Source organism: Streptomyces sp. NBC_00459 (assembly GCF_036013955.1).
Lineage (GTDB): Bacteria > Actinomycetota > Actinomycetes > Streptomycetales > Streptomycetaceae > Streptomyces.
The window spans coordinates 5,400,556-5,417,546 of the sequence record NZ_CP107903.1; the positions used below are offsets into that span (position 1 = coordinate 5,400,556).

The following is a 16,991-nucleotide window of genomic DNA, read 5'->3' on the forward strand; positions in this document are numbered from 1 at the left end:
GCTCCCACCACCATCCAAGCCTTCGGTTACAGTCTTGAACAACGCGGGTGACCATCGCATGTCCGAGGTCACCGGTGTTCACAACCTCACAACTTCATACCGCTCATCCAGAGGGGCAGAGGGATACGGCCCGATGAAGCCCCGGCAACCCTCCAGCCGATCCTGTCGCATCTCATGTGGCGAGGACCCCGGCTCGGGAAGGTGCCAAATCCGTCTCATGGCGAAACGCGTCGTGAGGAAGATGAGGAAAGGGCTTCGCCTCCATGGCTGCGCAAACTGTCGAGAGCACCACTTCCGGCTCCGTCACCCCTGTTGATCTCGGTCCCGCCGCCGCACTCTCCTGTCGTGAATGCGGTCACCGAGTCCCCCTCGGTCCGGTGTTCGCCTGCGAGGAGTGTTTCGGCCCGCTGGAGATCGCCTACGACTTCGCCGTCCACTCGGCGGCCGACACCGAGGAACTCCGCAAGCGCATCGAAGCGGGACCCGCGAACATCTGGCGCTACGCGCCCCTTCTGCCCGTCCCCGCGGACGTCGCCGAGAAGCCGAACATCAACCCCGGCTGGACCAAGCTCGTCAAGGCCGACAATCTCGCCCGTGAGCTGGGTGTCGACGTCGGCAAGCTCTTCGTCAAGGACGACTCCGGCAACCCGACCCACTCCTTCAAGGACCGGGTCGTCGCCCAGGCCATCGAGGCCGCCCGTGCCTTCGGCTTCACCACCCTCTCCTGCTCCTCCACGGGCAACCTGGCAGGTGCCGTCGGCGCCGCCGCCGCCCGCGCCGGGTTCCGCTCCTGCGTGTTCATCCCGCACGACCTGGAGCAGGGCAAGGTCGTCATGGCCGCGGTGTACGGCGGCGAGCTCATCGGCATCGAGGGCAACTACGACGACGTGAACCGCTTCTGCTCCGAGCTGATCGGCGACCCGGCCGGCGAGGGCTGGGGCTTCGTCAACGTCAACCTGCGCCCGTACTACGCGGAGGGCAGCAAGACCCTGGCGTACGAGATCTGCGAGCAGCTCGGCTGGCAGCTGCCCGACCAGCTCGTCGTGCCCATCGCCTCCGGGTCGCAGCTCACGAAGATCGACAAGGGTCTTCAGGAGCTGATCAAGCTCGGGCTCGTCGAGGACAAGCCGTACAAGATCTTCGGCGCCCAGGCGGAGGGCTGCTCGCCGGTGTCCGTGGCCTACAAGGCCGGGCACGACGTCGTACGGCCGCAGAAGCCCAACACCATCGCCAAGTCGCTGGCGATCGGCAACCCGGCGGACGGGCCGTACGTGCTGGACATCGCGCGGCGGACGGGGGGAGCGGTTGAGGACGTCAACGATGAGCAGGTCGTCGACGCGATTCGGCTGCTCGCGCGCACGGAGGGGATCTTCGCGGAGACCGCCGGTGGGGTGACCGTGGGTGTGGCGAAGAAGCTGATCGAGAACGGGTTGCTGGACCCGACCCTCACCACTGTTGTGCTGAACACCGGGGACGGTCTGAAGACGTTGGACGCGGTGGCCGATGTCGGCCTGACCGCGACCATTCGGCCCAGCCTTGAGTCGTTCCACGCGGCCGGACTCGCGTAAGAGGTATTTCGTTCGTCCGCGGGCCCGTGGGGGCTGGTCGCGCACACGCGGCGGTAGCCGCACATTCAGCACAGCCCCGCGCCCCTAGGTATGTCACCTGACCGGAGGTTTTCACCGTGAGCGTTTCTGTCCGCATCCCTACCATCCTCCGCACCTACACCGGTGGACAGGCCGAGGTGGCCGCAGAGGGCGGGACCCTCGCCGAGGTCATCGCCGATCTGGAGAAGAACCACACGGGGATCGCCGCCCGGGTGCTCGACGACCAGGGCAAGCTGCGGCGCTTCGTCAACGTGTACGTCAACGACGACGACGTCCGTTTCGAGCAGGGGCTGGAGACGGCGACGCCGGACGGTGCCGGTGTGTCGATCATTCCGGCCGTCGCCGGCGGCTGAGACCTGTTGATACCCGCGAGTAGTAACCGTCGGTAACATCGATTACCGAGAGTTCATCGAATTGCCCCCTCCGTGAGAGAAGCGGAGGGGGCAATTCTGTATGGTTGAGCGCGGTACAGTTGGGGAAGCCGCACCACTTCGCTCGTCACACGCGTATTAATTCCTGCCGTGCACCCAACGAGAAGTAGCCAAAGTGTGCAGGCCTTTTGCGTTTTTTGTTCTCTTTGTGGGGCCCGGGTTGCCCTGAATCCGCGTGAATTCTCCGCATATTTACTGACCTGGCGTGCCCGGATTTCTCGTCCGATTGACCTGTTGCAGAGGGCAGTTGGACAGATACATTCGGCCGCGGTCGACGCGTTCCGGCGCACACCTCCACCGGTTGGGGGGGTGAGGTCTGACCCGGATTCGCGAAGTGCGGATCCGTGCAAGGGCCAGTAATAGGGGAGTTAGGCATGGCTCAGGGCACCGTCAAGTGGTTCAACGCGGAGAAGGGGTACGGCTTCATCGCGGTCGACGGTGGTGCGGATGTTTTCGTCCACTACAGCGCGATTCAGATGGACGGCTACCGCACCCTCGAGGAAGGTCAGCGGGTCGATTTCGAGATCTCGCAGGGCCAGAAGGGGCCGCAGGCGGACATGGTCCGTCTGGCGACCAGCTGAAGCAACGCGCCGGCGCACCGCAAGCGACGTTCTTCTTCCTTCGTTGAAGGATTCGATGGGCTCGTACTTCGTGGGACCTCACGGAGTGCGGGCCCATCGGCATGTCCGTCTCCATGCCCGGCGGCACGGCTACCGGCCCGTAGGTACCCCCCTGTTCACCTGCGGATCTTCGAGAGCCGCTTGCACTCGGCAGGGGCGAGTGCTAATCATTGGCGTTAGCACTCTGAAGGTGAGAGTGACAACTGAAGGACCGGGTGGGTGAGGCCCGCAGGCCAGGTGGTGCAAGGAACCACCAGGGCAGGCAGGCCGTCCGTCGCGGGCGCCAGCGCGGTCCGGAGCAATCCACCCCAGTCCGGGAGGACCACTTCACATGGCCAAGATCATCGCGTTCGACGAGGAGGCACGGCGCGGTCTCGAGCGCGGGATGAACCAGCTCGCCGACGCCGTCAAGGTCACCCTCGGCCCCAAGGGCCGAAACGTCGTCCTCGAGAAGAAGTGGGGCGCCCCCACGATCACCAACGATGGTGTTTCCATCGCCAAGGAGATCGAGCTCGAGGACCCGTACGAGAAGATCGGCGCCGAGCTGGTCAAGGAAGTCGCGAAGAAGACGGACGACGTAGCCGGTGACGGCACGACGACCGCGACTGTCCTGGCCCAGGCGCTGGTCCGCGAAGGACTGCGCAACGTCGCCGCGGGTGCGAACCCGATGGCGCTGAAGCGCGGCATCGAGAAGGCCGTCGAGGCCGTCTCCGGTGCGCTGCTCGACCAGGCGAAGGAGGTCGAGACCAAGGAGCAGATCGCTTCGACCGCCTCCATCTCCGCCGCCGACACGCAGATCGGCGAGCTCATCGCCGAGGCGATGGACAAGGTCGGCAAGGAAGGCGTCATCACCGTCGAGGAGTCCCAGACCTTCGGTCTGGAGCTGGAACTCACCGAGGGCATGCGCTTCGACAAGGGCTACATCTCGGCGTACTTCGCGACCGACATGGAGCGCATGGAGTCCTCGCTCGAGGACCCCTACATCCTCATCGCGAACTCCAAGATCTCCTCGGTCAAGGACCTGCTCCCGCTCCTGGAGAAGGTCATGCAGTCGGGCAAGCCGCTGCTGATCATCGCCGAGGACGTGGAGGGCGAGGCCCTCTCGACCCTGGTCGTCAACAAGATCCGCGGGACCTTCAAGTCCGTCGCGGTCAAGGCCCCGGGCTTCGGTGACCGCCGCAAGGCGATGCTGAACGACATCGCGATCCTCACGGGTGGCGAGGTCATCTCCGAGGAGGTCGGTCTCAAGCTCGAGAACACCTCCCTGGACCTCCTGGGCCGTGCGCGCAAGGTCGTCATCACCAAGGACGAGACCACGATCGTCGACGGCGGCGGCTCCGCCGACCAGGTCGCCGGCCGGGTCAACCAGATCCGCGCCGAGATCGAGAACTCGGACAGCGACTACGACCGCGAGAAGCTGCAGGAGCGCCTGGCGAAGCTCGCCGGCGGTGTTGCGGTCATCAAGGCCGGTGCCGCGACCGAGGTCGAGCTCAAGGAGCGCAAGCACCGCATCGAGGACGCCGTTCGCAACGCGAAGGCGGCCGTCGAGGAGGGCATCGTCGCCGGTGGTGGCGTGGCCCTGCTCCAGGCCACCTCGGTCTTCGAGAAGCTCGAGCTGACGGGTGACGAGGCGACCGGCGCCAACATCGTGCGTCTCGCCCTGGAGGCCCCGCTCAAGCAGATCGCCGTCAACGGTGGTCTCGAGGGCGGCGTCATCGTCGAGAAGGTCCGCAACCTTCCCGTCGGCCACGGCCTCAACGCCGCGACCGGTGAGTACGTCGACATGATCGCCGAGGGCATCATCGACCCGGCGAAGGTGACGCGCTCCGCGCTGCAGAACGCGGCCTCCATCGCCGCGCTCTTCCTCACCACCGAGGCCGTCATCGCCGACAAGCCGGAGAAGGCCGGTGCCGGCGCGGGCGCCGGTGGCGGCATGCCGGGCGGTGACATGGACTTCTGATCGACCTCTGGTTGATCACCGTCCTTCGTACCGAGGGCGGCATCTTCTCCTTACGGGGAGGGTGCCGCCCTCGGGCGTTTGCGGGACTTCCCAGTTGGCGGCGCGCGCAGTGACCGGGATCACAGCAGACGTCCGGGGCGGGCCGGAATGGAGGGCCGGACGGCCGTAGTTGATGCACATGCAAGCAATTGCACTGCCGTTCATCTCACCCGATCTCCCCGTCTCCCCCGTCTGCTCCCGAGGAGCCCCACGTGACAGCCCCCACCCAGACCTCCCGCGCGGCCCAGATCCTCTCCCGCCCCGTCACGCTGAACGGTCTGACCGTGCCGAACCGGATCGTGATGGCGCCGATGACGCGCAAGTTCTCGCCCGGTGGGGTCCCCGGCGAGAACGTGGCCTCGTACTACTCGCGCCGCGCGGGCGCCGGGGTCGGCCTGATCGTCACCGAGGGCACCTACGTCGGACACGAATCCGCCGGTGACAGCGACGGCGTCCCCCGTTTCCACGGCGAGGAGCAGCTCGCGGGCTGGGCGAAGGTCGCCGACGCCGTGCACGCGGCCGGCGGGAGGATCGTGCCGCAGCTGTGGCACATCGGCATGGTCAGGGAGGCCGGGCAGCCCCCGTTCGCCGACGCCCCGCCGGTCGGCCCGTCCGGTCTGCGGCTGGACGGCACCGCCGGTGCGGGCAAGGAGATGACCCAGGAGGACCTCGACGACGTCATCGACGCGTTCGTCGAGGCCGCGGTGGCCGCCGAGCGCATCGGCTTCGACGGAGTCGAACTGCACGGCGCCCACGGCTACTTGATCGACCAGTTCCTGTGGTCCGGCACCAACCGCCGCACCGACGCGTACGGGGGTGACCCGGTCGCCCGTACGAGGTTCGCGACGGAGATCGTGGCCGCCGTACGCGAGGCGGTGTCCGAGTCCTTCCCGATCATCTTCCGGTACTCGCAGTGGAAGTCGGGTGCCTTCGACGCCCGCATCGGCGAGACCCCCGAGGAGCTGGAGTCGATCCTCACCCCGCTCGCGGCGGCCGGCGTCGACGCCTTCCACGCCTCCACGCGCCGCTACTGGCTCCCGGAGTTCGACGGCTCGGACCTCAACCTGGCCGGCTGGACCAAGAAGCTCACCGGCAAGCCGACGATCACCGTCGGCTCGGTCGGCCTCGACGGCGACTTCATCAACGGCTTCGCGGGCGAGGGCTCCCCGGTCAAGAGCATCGACGACCTCCTGGACCGCCTGGAGAACGAGGAGTTCGACCTCGTGGCCGTGGGCCGCGCGCTGCTCCAGGACCCGGAGTGGGCGGCGAAGGTCCTGGAGGACAGGACGGGCGAGCTGAAGGCCTACGAGGCGTCGGCGCTGGGGTCGTTGAGCTAGCCCGTAATCACGGCCCAGAAGCAATGCAGTTGCCTTTGAGCTGCGGAGTTCGTGCCCCGACCGCGCACTGTCCGCAGCCCCGGCACCGGTCGAGCGCGGCGTCGCACGACCGAAACGCCCAGGGGCGCCCCGCGTCAGCGGAGCGCCCCCGGCGCGGAGATGCGGGCGGCTACGGGTTCACCACGACCTGCGCCGTGTTGTTCCGCGGCTTCGGGTCGAACGGGAACGACGGGCCCCAATCGGGGTGGGCGACGACCTTACCGGTCACACCCGGCACCACCCGGTTGATCATCAGCTGGAACGGCAGGACGGTCTTCGAGTCCTGCTTGACCCACAGTGGCAGGTAGCAGTCATAGCGCGGGGCGCCGAGCCGCTCCTCCAGGGAGCCGCCCTCCAGCGTGCGTGGCTCGCAGAGGTCCGGGACGGCTGTGGCGGCCGTGCCCTTCGGCACGTAGAACGAGACGACCGCGGCCGGGTCGCCCGAGCCGACGTGACCGACCCAGGCCGGACCTCTGTTCAGGAAACGGAGTGTGGCCGTGACCTTCGAACCGGCCTTGCCGCGGACCGAGTCGCCGCGCACCGCGAAGTCCGCCGTGTTGACGACCTCGATGGGCCAGGAGCTGGAGTTGTCGTCGGCCTGGATGTCGGTGGCGCCCGCCCCCGGCTCTACGGAGTAGCCGAAGAGCTCGTACAGGGCGTGGTCAGCGACGTCGAGCTTCAGCGGCGCGGGCAGCTCGACAGTGACACCCGGCGCGATGACCGTGTCGAACGCGCAGGTGACCACCGTCATCGGAGCGGCCTCGCCCGCACCGCCCGTCGGCGTGTATGCGCACTGCGGGTACTTCGTCGCGAACTCCAGGCCGTACGTCGCCCACATCCGCACGCTGAAGCCCTGCGCGGGCTCGTTGCCGGTGTTGGTGACGGCGAACGGCGCGGTGAGCGAGCTGCCCGGTCGCACGCCCACGAGTTTGTCCGGCTGGACCAGGACCAGGTCGGGGCCCGAGCCGACCGTCACGGTCGTGTCGAACGAGTTGTGCGGGGCGACGAGTTCGCCGTCGGGACCGCCCTTGGCCGTCGCCTCGTAGGTGATCTTCCCTTGGGCGCCCGAGGCGGTGCCGGGCAGGGCGCGCACCTTGAGCCGCACCTGCTCCTCGTAGCCGTCCATCAGGATCGGAACCTCGGGAACGGAGCACACGGCGGTACTCCCGCTGGGTACGCAGTTCTCCGGCCAGGCCACCTCGGCGACCCCGGCCAGACCCGAGACGTCGACGGTGAGCCGTCCGTCCGTGACCGTGAAGGTGCTGTTGTCGTGGTACAGGCCGACGGGCAGGTCACGGTACTGTCCGGTGCCGCCCTCCGGGGCGACGGTGACCGTCCGCTCGTACGGGTTCTGTATCCACAGTTGGTCGGTCTGCTGCTCCTCGGCGAAGGCAGGCGCGGTGCCCAAACCGACGGCGGCCATCCCCATGGCCACGGTGGTACAGGCTCCGAGCCGCAGCGCGCGGCCGACGGAGGCAGGCTTCATATCGATCCCCCTGAGATGAGTGCCGGTTCGGGTGCGACCCGGCGCACTGGTTGGACGGCTGTGGCGCCTGGGAGGTTGTACCCGACGCAAGGGAGCCCGGCGGTTCCTGTGCGCGCGGCGGTCAAGGGGGCCTCGATCCTGGCCCATGGGTCAGTCTGCGTAGTCCTTGAGCTTCTCGGTGTCGAGGGTGATGCCCACCGGGTGCGGGATCGCCACGGTGGCCCCCCAGGGGGAGGACGAGGCCTGCTGGTATCGGCCGTCCTTCGGCTCGCTGAACACCGTGACGGTGTTGTTGTCGCGGTCGACGAGGAGGTAGACGGGGATGTCGGCCGCCGCGTAGCCGAGGGGCTTGTCGATGCGGTCGCGTTTGTTCGTGTCCCTGTCGCGGGTGGTGATTTCGAGGGCCATGAGGATGCCGGAGGTGTCGGACCATTCGCCGTGGCCCTTGAAATGACCTACGGGCGTCAGCGTTCCATCTGGTCGGGCACGTTCCCTGCGGTCAGCAGCCGCTTTGATACCGGATCCGGGTGTGAGATTCAGTTCGGGCCGCTGGAGCAGGAACTGGCGCAGCAGCCACATGAAGATGCGACTGTGATTGCCGTCGGGCAGGGCCTTGACCACCAGCTTTGCGCCCACGTACTCCAGTCGTACGGTCTCGGGTGCCCGTCGCTCCAGCTCCTCGAAGTCCTCGACACCTAGCGGGTCCCGCGTGCGCAGCGTCCCGTCGATGAATTCGAGTCGTACGTGATCGGGGGCCACGGCGGCCAGTTCCTCGAAGTCCTCGTTGAGCAGTTTTGGGAGAGTGCCTGTGCGGGCGACCTCTCGTGGGCTGTCGAGCATTTCGCCGGGCGCCACGTCCAGGCGGCGCAACAAGGCCAGTGTCGGCACGGTGTCGGCGCCTTCGATCCGCGAGATCTGCGCCTCGGTGAGACCGACGCGGTTGGCGAACTGTGTCTGCGTCAGCCCCAGTTGCAGACGGCGGTCGTACACGGCCTTGGCGAAGTCCATGGCCAGCCGGATCTCCGCGCGCTCTGCCCGGACTTCCGGGGACTCGGGGCCCCTCTCGACCTGCGGTCGTGGCAGGAACTCGTCATGCACCCGCTGAGGTTCTTCCAACGGGTCAGTCGGCATAGTCCTTGAGCTTCTCCGTGTTGAGGGTGACGCTCACGGGAGCGGGCAGCTCGACCACGGCTCCGTACGGGTACGAAGGGTTCTGCTGGTAGGTCCCGTTCTTCGGCTCGCTGTACACGACGAGGGTGTCGTTGTCCCGGTCGATCAGCAGGTAGACAGGGATACCTGCCTCCGCGTAACCGCGCACCTTGTCGATGCGGTCGCGTCGGTCGGTGTCGCGGTCGTGGGAGGTGACTTCGACGACCATGAGGACGCCGTCCGGCGAGGCCCAGTTCTTGTCCTCGGCGATGAAGTGATCCAACGGCGCCAACGCGGCATCCGCAGTGGCATTCCCTTTGCGGTAGGCGCCGATCTTGAGATCCTGCTCGTGGTACATGGCCAGTTCGGGGCGCAGTTGCATGAACAGCCGAATGAGCCACACCACAATGGCCCTGTGGCGATTGTCCGGCAACGGCTTGACCTCTAGCTTTCCGTCGATGAGTTCGAGCTTCACGCCTTCCGGAGCCCTGCGGGCGAGCTCTTCGAAGTCTTCTACCTCGATGTGATCGCCCTTGACGTACAGCCGTCCATCGAGGAATTCGAGCTCTACGTGTGCAGGGGCCTTACCGGCCAGCTCTTCGAAGTCCTCGCGGGACATCTGCGGGCGCCTGGTGCCAAAGGTCATGATGGGCTCGCCTCCTTCCCACCATGGTGCCCTGGAGCGGTGTCGGCGCACTGTTGGAGCGCTCATACGCGTGGCCTTTCTCGGCGTCGGTCGACCAGCGCCGCGCGGGTCGCGGCGGCGTAGGCGTGGACTGCGGTGGCGGAGGCGGCGACGGGTGCGGAGGGTGCCCGAGGTGGAACGGTCTCGCCCCGGCACTCCCCGCACACGCCCCCCGCCAGCGCCTCCGCCCGCCCCGGCACCCCGCACTTCGCGCACTCCAGCATTCGCAGCGGCGGCCGTACGGTGGCAGGCTCGGGTGGGAGCTTGCTGGTCAGGCGCCTGCGGATCAGGGCGGCCGGGGAGTGGACCGGGGTCGGCAGGCCGGCGGTCAGGGCGTGTCGCACGGACTCCTCGTTCGCCCCGCGCTCGAACCACTCCGCGACCAGCGGGGCCAGCGCCGCGCAGTCCGCCTCGGGCAGGGACAGGGCGGGGGCGGTACGGCCGAGGGCGACGAGCAGGATGAACGCGCGGGAGCGGGTCGGACGGCGGCTGCCTGGTTCCTCCGGGGACTCCGCCTCGTACTCCGTCGGTACGTCGCCCCGCGTGAACGCCGCCCACCAGTCGTCGCCGCGTGCCGTGCGGGTGAACCACGTTCGGGTGATCCACAGTTGGCTGCCGGTGCCGGTCAGGTGTTCGCGGCCCCGGCGCAGATGGCCCGCTTGGCGAAGGTTGTTGAGGGTCGTACGGAGAGCGCACTGGCCGTACGGACGTGCTTGGCCAGCGTCTTTACGGAGATGTCGGCCCCGCCGGGCAACCGGTCGATGTACGCGGCGACCGCTGCCTCGCGCGGCGGCAGATGCGCGAAGTCGTGGTTCGTGCGGGGGCGTTGGTCGGGGGCATCGCGCTTGCCGTAACCCGGATTCGCCATCGGGTGGGGCGGAGGTGGCGGGGAAGGGTGCGCGGGCAGGACGGCAGCACTAAAGTTGGCTTCAGCCACTGGATCGCTCGTTTCGATCTCTGAGGTCAGACCCCCGCAGGTGTTGACGCACCTGGCGGGGGTTGTTTGTTTGCTATTTCGGCACGCTAGCTCCTTGTGACTCTGCGTGGCAAGCCGAACGCGTCAAGTCAACACGCAGGGAGGGTGGGTGGGTTGAGACCCACCTCCCAATCCTCAGAAACAGGGCTCGATGCCCGAATCCCGAAGCTCAGGGAGGTTCGGGGGGAGTTGAGGACGCTCAGGGCTTGAGGTTCTCGACGAACGCCGACCACGCCTCCGCCCGGAACGCGAGCTTCGGGCCGAGGGGGTTCTTGGAGTCGCGGACGGGGACGAGGGCGGGGTGGCCGTCGGCCACTTCCAGGCAGTCGCCGCCGCTGCCGCCACTGTGCGACGACTTGCGCCAGCGGGCGACCTCCAGGCAGTCCCCGCCGTCGCCACCGCTGTATGACGACTTGTGCCAGGTGGCCGTGCTCAGGGCGTGCTCAAGAGTGTTCTTCTCCATGTTCGTAATCGTGCGCCACCGACTCGATGAGGGCCAGTGAATCTTGAGGCGAAAGTGCCGCCGCCTGGAGGAGGTTGAACATCAGGGTGTGACGGCTGACCGTGGCCGGGTCGTCCTGCAGTTTCCCCATGTCAGGTGCCTCGACGAAGGAGAGTGGTGGGGCGCCCTCGAACTCCATGAGTTTCAGGGAGCCGTGCATAGACGCATGCGCCCCGGCACCGAACGGCAGCACCTGCACGATGATCCGGTGCTGCCTGATCAGTGCGGCCACGTGCCGCAACGCCTCCGCCATCACCGCCGGGCCGCCGACCACTCGCCGGAGCACTGCCTCGTCCAGAACCGACCACAACAAAGGGGTTGTTGGGTTGTCGAGGAGGCGGGCTCGGTCGAGACGGTTCGCCACGTCCTTGTCGATCTCGGCGGCCTGCGCCAGTGGCTTGTAGGCGCGGAAGACCGCTTCCGCGTACGCCTTGGTCTGCAACAGCCCCGGGATGAGCAGTTGGGCGTACTGCCGGATGGCCGTAGCCACCGCTTCCGCCTCCGCCGCCTCGGCGAAGTGGTCCGGGTACTTCGACTTGGCCAGGGCGGCGCAGTTGCGCTCGAAGAAGTCCTTCGTGCCCAGGATCTGGTCTATCTGGACGGCGTACTCGTGCATCATCCGCCGCGTTCCGGCTTCCATCTGCCCGATGAACGAACCGCTGACGAAGAGCGGTCGGCCCAGTTCGTCCTGGCTCAGGCCCGCCGCCTCGCGGGCGTGACGCAGCTCGGCGCCTAGGAAGGCGCGGGGTGAGGAGGAGGGGTCGAGGTCCTTCGAACCTGCCATGGCGGCAACTCCCTGTCGGACACATGGGGTTGTTGGGATGTCGTCTCTGGCCAGGTTAGACGGGTGACCGCCACGCTGTGTGGAGAAAGCGAACACTCAGAGTGCAGAGGAACGGGCGGCGATGGAGCTGATGTCGGACGGGCGGCTGCTGACGACCGAGGAGATCGTGGCGCGGTTGCGGGCGGCGCTGGAGGGGGTCGGGGTGGCTCTGCCGTCGCTGGGAGTGGACCCCGTGAGCGGGGCGAGTAGCGAGCCGTTCGCGCTCGTAACCCTCGGGCGCTGCAACGTCCGTACGGCGACGCGGCTGGCCGCCGTCCTGGAGGGTGTGGCCGCCGGTGGCGACGAGGGTGCGTGAGGTGACGTACGCCCTCGATGTGCGCGACGGGCGGATCGGGGAGGTCATGGGGCGCGAGGGCGGATACGTGCAGCTGCGGCCCGTGGGCGGCGGGTGCGAGTGGGACTGTCCGCCGGAGGCGTTGGGTGAGGCGGCACCGGCGGATGTGTTGCGGGCGCGGGTGCGGCGGGTCAATCGGGAGGGGCGGTTGCCCTGAGGCGGGCGGGTGATCCGGCCCGGACGAGGTCGGGCCGGATCAGGTGAGCCGAGGTCCGGTCAGGTCAGCAGAGGCGGCCGGTGTAGAACGCGCCGTCGATCTTGCTGCTGCTGCCGAGCCAGGTGTCGCCGGGGGCCACGCACTTCTCGTAGTTCGGGCCCCACACCTCGACCTCGATGACGATGCGTGAGCCGTCGCTCGTGCAGTGGTTGTAGTACGCGTCGCTGCCCGTCTCGTAGAACCCGCAGGGGTTCGCGGCGGCGGTGGCCGCCGGTGTGGCGACGGCGAGCACCAGGGCGCTGGTCAGGGGGCCGACGACGGCGAGGGCGGTGGTCAGGAAGCGGCGGACGTTCAAGGAGGGTCTCCTGGCAAAGGAATGAATCGGACACCGGCAGCATTAACGATCACCGGCCACCGATCCGGCCGCTTTGCCTCGGACGAGGGACTTGGTTCACCCGGTCGTGTGGATCAAGGTTTGCGGCATTCGGGGTTTCGGAGTTCGGAGGCTTCAGAGGGCTCGCGTACTCCAGGTATCCAGGGACCGGGTGCGGTCCCGGAACTCATCGCTGTACGACGGTGCTCCCGGGCAGCCGGTAGACGAACGTCGGGAAGTCCTCGCCCGTCGCCCGCGCCCAGGCTTGTGCGATGGGCTCCCCATGCTCCGCGCGGGCATCGGTGAACGCGGTGACGCAGCAGGCGTGAACGTCGGTCCGGTCGGTGCGGTGGGTGAGGGCGAGGAGGGAGCCCAGGGCGGCGACCGCCTCGTCGGTGCGGCCGGCTGTCAGGTGGGTCCGCGCCGCCTCGTCGAGTGTGATGGCCAGGCCGGACCGGGCCGCAGCGAGGGTGGATGCGTGCCCTTCGGATTCTGCGCCGCCTTCCCGGACGTCCTCCAGGATCGACTCCGCCTCCTCGTAGCAGGCGACGGCCGCCGCGTGGGCGCCGCTGAGACGCAGTGCACGGCCCAGGATCTGCAGATGGCGGCCTGTCAGGGCGTGGTAGGTCTGCCAGTCGGACTCGGCCAGCCGCCGAGTGAGGGCCACTGTTTCGCGGGCGGCGGAGACCGCGCCGTCGTTGTCGCCCTCGTCCGACCGGCGCAGGCTCAAGTTGGCCAGGACACGGGCGAGTTGCGGCTCGTGTGCATCGGGGTCGTGTTCCGCGGCGTGCCTGTGGGCGGTCGCGCTGCGCTCTGACGCGTCCACGGCGGCGCGGTTGTCGCCCGCTGCCCGGTGGCAGTCGGCCAGCAGCTCCAGGTGATCGGCAAGGAGGGGGCCGTAGGTCATCGGGTCCTTGGCGGCGAGAACGGTACACAAGTCCACCAGCTCTTGGCGGGTGCCCAACTCCACTGCGTACTCCTCCAGTTCACTGAGCACGCTCGCCAGGAAGCCGAGCGCCACCGTGAGCCACTGATCCCCGGCCGCCCGGTCCCGGTCGGCCAGGGCGTGGGCCTCGGCGACGGCCTCGTCGGCGGTCGTGCGTGCCGTGAGCAGGTCGCCGGTGGCTCCTTGGCAGCGGGCCAGGTCCATGCGGAGCCGGACGCGCAACGGGCGCACGCTGTCCGGCAGGGCCAGCACGAGGGCGCCGCCGGTCGCCTCACGCGCCTCCCGGCCGACGGACAGCGCTTCCTCGTATCGGCCCAATTCCCTCAATCCGGAGGTGAGTTCTACGGTTGCGCGCGCCCGCACCAGCAGTGCGCGTCCCGACATCCGCAGCGGCATGGCCCGTAGCACTCCGGCGCACTCCTCGTAGGCCGCAACGGACTCCTCCGTACGTCCGAGAGCGCTCAGCACCAGCGCGTACGTCCGCAGCGCGCCGGACAGATGGGCCGGTGTCCGCTCCCGACGTACGGGCGTGAGCGCGCGGTACGCCGCCACGCTGTCCCCGGCCGAAGCCAGCGCCTCGTCGAGCCGGCCCACCTCGAATCGGGCCTGCGCCCGAAGATGCAGTACGGAGGCCCGCTGGGCCGGTGACCATCGTGCGCCCGGTACGGCCCGCGCGGCCTCCAGTGAGGTGAGGGCCTCTTCGGGGCGCCCGGCGAGGAGGAGTGCGGTGGCGTGCTGGGTCAGGGCGCGGGCGAGAAGGCCGCGGTGCCGTGGACGGGGGTGCTCCGTCTCGACCAGCACCCGGTACACGGAGACGGCTTCCTCGGCCCAGGCGAGTCGGAGCGTCGGCGACGACGGCCGCAGCAGCACCCAGCCGGGGGTGAGGCAGCGCATCAGTGCGGCGCCGAGGATCGGCCCGCCCACCTGTGGAGTCAGCCGGGCCGCGGCCCGTGGCAACGGCAGTAGCGTGCGCACCAGTCCCATGGGGCCCCCTTCTGGTCGTGAACCAGAAGACGAAGGGGCGTCCGCCACGGTTGCGGTTCGGCACGGTGGATCGCGATCCGGGAGCAGTCCAGACACCGCTTGCCCTGAGCGAGGGCACGGAGGGCTCTTTCCGGCCGGTGAGGCTGCCGGAGAGGCTGTTGGGGCGGACTACAAATTCCCCATCGGCTCGATGTCCACCTTCATCGGGGTGCCCCAGATCCGCAGGACCTCGTAGTCGGTGAACTCGTGGACCAGGCGGTAGGCGATTCCGGGGCGGGGGGCGCGGCGCTCGGCGGAGAGGTAGCGCTCGGCCTCCTGGCGGTCGCGGCGCGGGGTGCCGCACAGCTGCCAGTTCTGGCCGGTCCAGACCTCGGGGATCCAGCGCTGCTGGGACTCGGGGCGGTCGGCGCGTACGCCGTAGCGGGACATCGTGCGCTCGGGGGGTGCCGTGTCCGGGTCGGTGTGGCGGGCCTGCGGGTAGGTGCCGTTCTGCTGGGAGCGGCGGGCGCTGCGGCGGCGGGTCTCGCAGAGCAGGCAGAGGTCGCCGGCGCTTTCGTCGACCGGGCCGTTGGGGTGCTCGGCGCAGCGGGTCGTGGGTGCCGACCCGGTCACCGTGTCGTCCAGGATCGCCAGGGCCCGTTTCAGGTCGGCCTTGATCTCGTGCAGCTTGGTGTCGGGGGTGTCGCCGCCGAGCGCGTCCCCGTGCTCGCCGAGGACGCGCAGGGCTCGCCCGAGGGCGGTCAGCTGGGCGTGGTTCACGGTGGTCGTCCCTTCGGCGTGCGGACCTGCGTATCTGAATGCCTGCGTGTGCTGAGCGGAGCGGTCAGCGGTCTCAACCGTCGCACACGCCACTGACAACGCGGGCGAGAGTGCGCGTATGCCGGCCGGGTGTGGTCTACGCCTCGAACTCCGTGAGGTCGATCGCGTGCACGAGCAGCTGGTGGCCGTACACGGGGTGGGTCGTGTCCCGTTCCTCCGTCAGGCCCAGCTTGCGGATGATGTTCTCGGAGGCGTCGTCGCCCCCTCTGCTGATGCTGATCACGCGGTCGAGGCCACGGTCCTGGAGGGCGAACTCCAGGGTGGCGTGGGCGGCCTCGGAGGCGTAGCCCTGGCCCCAGAACTGGGAGCCGAGCAGCCAGCTGATCGCCACGTCGTGCGCCACCTCCGGCAGGAAATCGGGCACGGACAGACCGACAGCGCCGATCAGTTCACCCGAGGCGAGGAGCTCGACGGCGAAGAGGCCGAAGCCCTCCTCGTCCCACTCCTCCTCCCACCGCTCGATGGCCTCGGCCGCGTACTCCAGGTCGCGCACCGAGCCGTCGTCGACCCAGCGCATGACCTGGGAGTCCGCGAGGATCTCCGACAGGGGCACGAGGTCGTCGTCGGTCCAGCGGCGGAGGAGGAGGCGGGGAGTGTGGATCTCGGTCATGGCGCCCATCCTGCCCGACGGTCGAACGCGCCCACGCATCAGTGCGTCAGTACGTCAGTGGGGTGCCGCTGCCAGCGCTGCCCGCAGGTGGCCGTCGTTCTCCGCGAGGAGGCGGGCGGCCGTCGGGCCGTCGACCGAGCCGAGGACGACGAGGATCGCGTTCTTCGTCTCCCCGTCCGTCGCCGCGAGCGCCGCCTCGATCTCCTCGTCGCCCGCACCGGTCGCCAGGGCGACGATCCGGCGGGAGCGGGCCCGGAGCTTCTCGTTCGACGCCCGTACGTCGACCATCAGGTTCCCGTACGTCTTGCCGAGCCGGATCATCGTGATCGTCGACAGCATGTTGAGGACCAGCTTCTGGGCCGTGCCCGCCTTGAGACGCGTCGAGCCGGTCAGCAGCTCGGGGCCGACGACGACCTCGATGCCGTGCTCGGCCGCCGCCGCGAGCGCGCTGTGCGCGTTGCAGGACAGGCCGATCGTCAACGCGCCCAGTGCGCGGGCGTGTTCGACGGCCCCGACCGCGTACGGCGTACGGCCGGACGCCGAGACGCCGACCACCGTGTCCAGGGTGGTGACGCCGAGCGCGTCGAGGTCACCGGCGGCCAGCTCCTTGGAGTCCTCGGCGCCCTCGACCGAGGTGACCATGGCCTCGGGGCCGCCCGCGATCACGCCCGTGACCTGCGCGGGGTCGGTGTTGAAGGTGGGCGGGCACTCGGAGGCGTCCAGTACGCCGAGGCGGCCCGGCGTGCCGGCGCCCGCGTAGACCAGCCGGCCGCCGCGGGCCATCCGGGCGGCCAGGGCGTCGATCGCGGCGGCGATCTCCGGGAGCCGTTCGGCGACGGCGGCCGGGACGGTCGTGTCCTCGGCGTTCATCAGCCTGGCGATGTCGAGGGTGGGCAACTGGTCGATCTCGGCCAGCTCCGGGCGGAACGCCTCCGTCGTCAGCGACTCCAACTCCTCTTTCAGGGCGCGGTTGTTGGAGGAGGCGTCAGCGGTTGAGGTCATGGCGTGCGGCTCTTTCGGATCTTCCGGTACGACGGTGTGACGGTGCGGCTACCGGTGTCGTGGCTGTCGGTGTGCGGCCCGGACGGGGAGG

General features: G+C 68.8%; 17 protein-coding genes, 1 pseudogene and 1 riboswitch. Of the genes and pseudogenes, 7 read left to right on the top strand and 11 right to left on the bottom strand.

The window, feature by feature from the left end; all coding sequences use genetic code 11:
* Positions 1–100: 100 nt before the first annotated feature.
* Positions 101–248, top strand: a riboswitch (SAM riboswitch).
* A gap of 15 nt (positions 249–263) precedes the next feature.
* From thrC to OHN74_RS23850, 5 genes are all read left to right on the top strand, one after another.
* Positions 264–1,568, top strand: a complete 1,305-nt coding sequence (gene thrC, locus OHN74_RS23830) for a threonine synthase (protein WP_327696592.1) — start codon at positions 264–266, stop codon at positions 1,566–1,568.
* 116 nt (positions 1,569–1,684) lie between these two features.
* Positions 1,685–1,960: a MoaD/ThiS family protein gene (locus tag OHN74_RS23835; RefSeq protein WP_053746535.1), complete on the top strand. Its 276-nt coding sequence runs from the start codon at positions 1,685–1,687 to the stop codon at positions 1,958–1,960.
* A gap of 452 nt (positions 1,961–2,412) precedes the next feature.
* Positions 2,413–2,619, top strand: a complete 207-nt coding sequence (locus OHN74_RS23840) for a cold-shock protein (protein ID WP_019057200.1) — start codon at positions 2,413–2,415, stop codon at positions 2,617–2,619.
* Between the two features lie 370 nt (positions 2,620–2,989).
* Positions 2,990–4,618 (top strand): chaperonin GroEL, encoded by a 1,629-nt coding sequence (groL, locus tag OHN74_RS23845; protein WP_327696593.1) that lies wholly within the window; start codon positions 2,990–2,992, stop codon positions 4,616–4,618.
* A gap of 251 nt (positions 4,619–4,869) precedes the next feature.
* Positions 4,870–5,994 (top strand): NADH:flavin oxidoreductase, encoded by a 1,125-nt coding sequence (locus tag OHN74_RS23850; RefSeq protein WP_327696594.1) that lies wholly within the window; start codon positions 4,870–4,872, stop codon positions 5,992–5,994.
* 169 nt (positions 5,995–6,163) lie between these two features.
* Here OHN74_RS23850 and OHN74_RS23855 read toward each other — a convergent pair whose 3' ends face one another.
* From OHN74_RS23855 to OHN74_RS23880, 6 genes and pseudogenes are all read right to left on the bottom strand, one after another.
* Entirely contained in the window at positions 6,164–7,519 is a 1,356-nt protein-coding gene (locus tag OHN74_RS23855; protein ID WP_327696595.1) for a hypothetical protein, read from the bottom strand.
* 150 nt (positions 7,520–7,669) lie between these two features.
* The gene (locus tag OHN74_RS23860) at positions 7,670–8,617 is read right to left on the bottom strand and encodes a Uma2 family endonuclease (protein ID WP_327696596.1); all 948 of its coding nucleotides are present in this window, start codon (positions 8,615–8,617) and stop codon (positions 7,670–7,672) included.
* A gap of 22 nt (positions 8,618–8,639) precedes the next feature.
* Positions 8,640–9,314 (bottom strand): Uma2 family endonuclease, encoded by a 675-nt coding sequence (locus tag OHN74_RS23865; RefSeq protein ID WP_327696597.1) that lies wholly within the window; start codon positions 9,312–9,314, stop codon positions 8,640–8,642.
* 62 nt (positions 9,315–9,376) lie between these two features.
* Positions 9,377–10,221 (bottom strand): annotated as a pseudogene (locus tag OHN74_RS23870) (hypothetical protein).
* A 307-nt stretch (positions 10,222–10,528) separates the two neighbouring features.
* Complete coding sequence (locus OHN74_RS23875) at positions 10,529–10,792, bottom strand: DUF397 domain-containing protein (RefSeq protein ID WP_327696598.1); 264 nt, start codon at positions 10,790–10,792, stop codon at positions 10,529–10,531.
* Entirely contained in the window at positions 10,773–11,615 is an 843-nt protein-coding gene (locus OHN74_RS23880; RefSeq protein WP_327696599.1) for a helix-turn-helix domain-containing protein, read from the bottom strand. Before OHN74_RS23880 ends, OHN74_RS23875 begins: the two co-directional genes overlap by 20 nt.
* 121 nt (positions 11,616–11,736) lie before the next feature.
* Here OHN74_RS23880 and OHN74_RS23885 point away from each other — a divergent pair, with 121 nt between their 5' ends.
* Both OHN74_RS23885 and OHN74_RS23890 read left to right on the top strand, forming a co-directional pair.
* Positions 11,737–11,970 carry a hypothetical protein gene (locus OHN74_RS23885; RefSeq protein WP_327696600.1) on the top strand — a complete coding sequence of 78 codons (234 nt, stop codon included), beginning with the start codon at positions 11,737–11,739 and terminating at the stop codon, positions 11,968–11,970.
* Position 11,971: 1 nt separating this feature from the next.
* Positions 11,972–12,166, top strand: coding sequence for a hypothetical protein (locus tag OHN74_RS23890; protein ID WP_327696601.1), 195 nt, complete (start codon positions 11,972–11,974; stop codon positions 12,164–12,166).
* Between the two features lie 64 nt (positions 12,167–12,230).
* Here the strand turns inward: OHN74_RS23890 and OHN74_RS23895 are convergent, their stop codons facing one another.
* The 5 genes from OHN74_RS23895 to murQ all read right to left on the bottom strand — a co-directional run bounded on the left by OHN74_RS23895 (position 12,231) and on the right by murQ (position 16,900).
* On the bottom strand, positions 12,231–12,521 hold the full coding sequence (locus OHN74_RS23895) for a DUF6355 family natural product biosynthesis protein (RefSeq protein WP_327696603.1): 291 nt from the start codon (positions 12,519–12,521) through the stop codon (positions 12,231–12,233).
* Between the two features lie 205 nt (positions 12,522–12,726).
* The gene (locus OHN74_RS23900) at positions 12,727–14,469 is read right to left on the bottom strand and encodes a hypothetical protein (RefSeq protein WP_327696604.1); all 1,743 of its coding nucleotides are present in this window, start codon (positions 14,467–14,469) and stop codon (positions 12,727–12,729) included.
* Positions 14,470–14,637: 168 nt separating this feature from the next.
* Positions 14,638–15,228, bottom strand: coding sequence for a hypothetical protein (locus OHN74_RS23905; RefSeq protein WP_327696606.1), 591 nt, complete (start codon positions 15,226–15,228; stop codon positions 14,638–14,640).
* A 136-nt stretch (positions 15,229–15,364) separates the two neighbouring features.
* Entirely contained in the window at positions 15,365–15,898 is a 534-nt protein-coding gene (locus tag OHN74_RS23910) for a GNAT family N-acetyltransferase (RefSeq protein WP_327696607.1), read from the bottom strand.
* 54 nt (positions 15,899–15,952) lie between these two features.
* Positions 15,953–16,900, bottom strand: a complete 948-nt coding sequence (gene murQ / locus OHN74_RS23915; RefSeq protein ID WP_327696608.1) for an N-acetylmuramic acid 6-phosphate etherase — start codon at positions 16,898–16,900, stop codon at positions 15,953–15,955.
* Positions 16,901–16,991 lie beyond the last annotated feature (91 nt).

Excerpts from the sequence above, each read along its gene's own strand:
- thrC (WP_327696592.1), top strand. The coding sequence starts at position 264 with ATGGCTGCGCAAACTGTCGAGAGCACCACTTCCGGCTCCGTCACCCCT.
- OHN74_RS23840 (WP_019057200.1), top strand. The coding sequence starts at position 2,413 with ATGGCTCAGGGCACCGTCAAGTGGTTCAACGCGGAGAAGGGGTACGGC.
- groL (WP_327696593.1), top strand. The coding sequence starts at position 2,990 with ATGGCCAAGATCATCGCGTTCGACGAGGAGGCACGGCGCGGTCTCGAG.
- OHN74_RS23855 (WP_327696595.1), bottom strand. The coding sequence starts at position 7,519 with ATGAAGCCTGCCTCCGTCGGCCGCGCGCTGCGGCTCGGAGCCTGTACC.
- OHN74_RS23865 (WP_327696597.1), bottom strand. The coding sequence starts at position 9,314 with ATGACCTTTGGCACCAGGCGCCCGCAGATGTCCCGCGAGGACTTCGAA.
- OHN74_RS23875 (WP_327696598.1), bottom strand. The coding sequence starts at position 10,792 with ATGGAGAAGAACACTCTTGAGCACGCCCTGAGCACGGCCACCTGGCAC.
- OHN74_RS23880 (WP_327696599.1), bottom strand. The coding sequence starts at position 11,615 with ATGGCAGGTTCGAAGGACCTCGACCCCTCCTCCTCACCCCGCGCCTTC.
- OHN74_RS23885 (WP_327696600.1), top strand. The coding sequence starts at position 11,737 with ATGGAGCTGATGTCGGACGGGCGGCTGCTGACGACCGAGGAGATCGTG.
- OHN74_RS23900 (WP_327696604.1), bottom strand. The coding sequence starts at position 14,469 with ATGGGACTGGTGCGCACGCTACTGCCGTTGCCACGGGCCGCGGCCCGG.
- OHN74_RS23910 (WP_327696607.1), bottom strand. The coding sequence starts at position 15,898 with ATGACCGAGATCCACACTCCCCGCCTCCTCCTCCGCCGCTGGACCGAC.
- murQ (WP_327696608.1), bottom strand. The coding sequence starts at position 16,900 with ATGACCTCAACCGCTGACGCCTCCTCCAACAACCGCGCCCTGAAAGAG.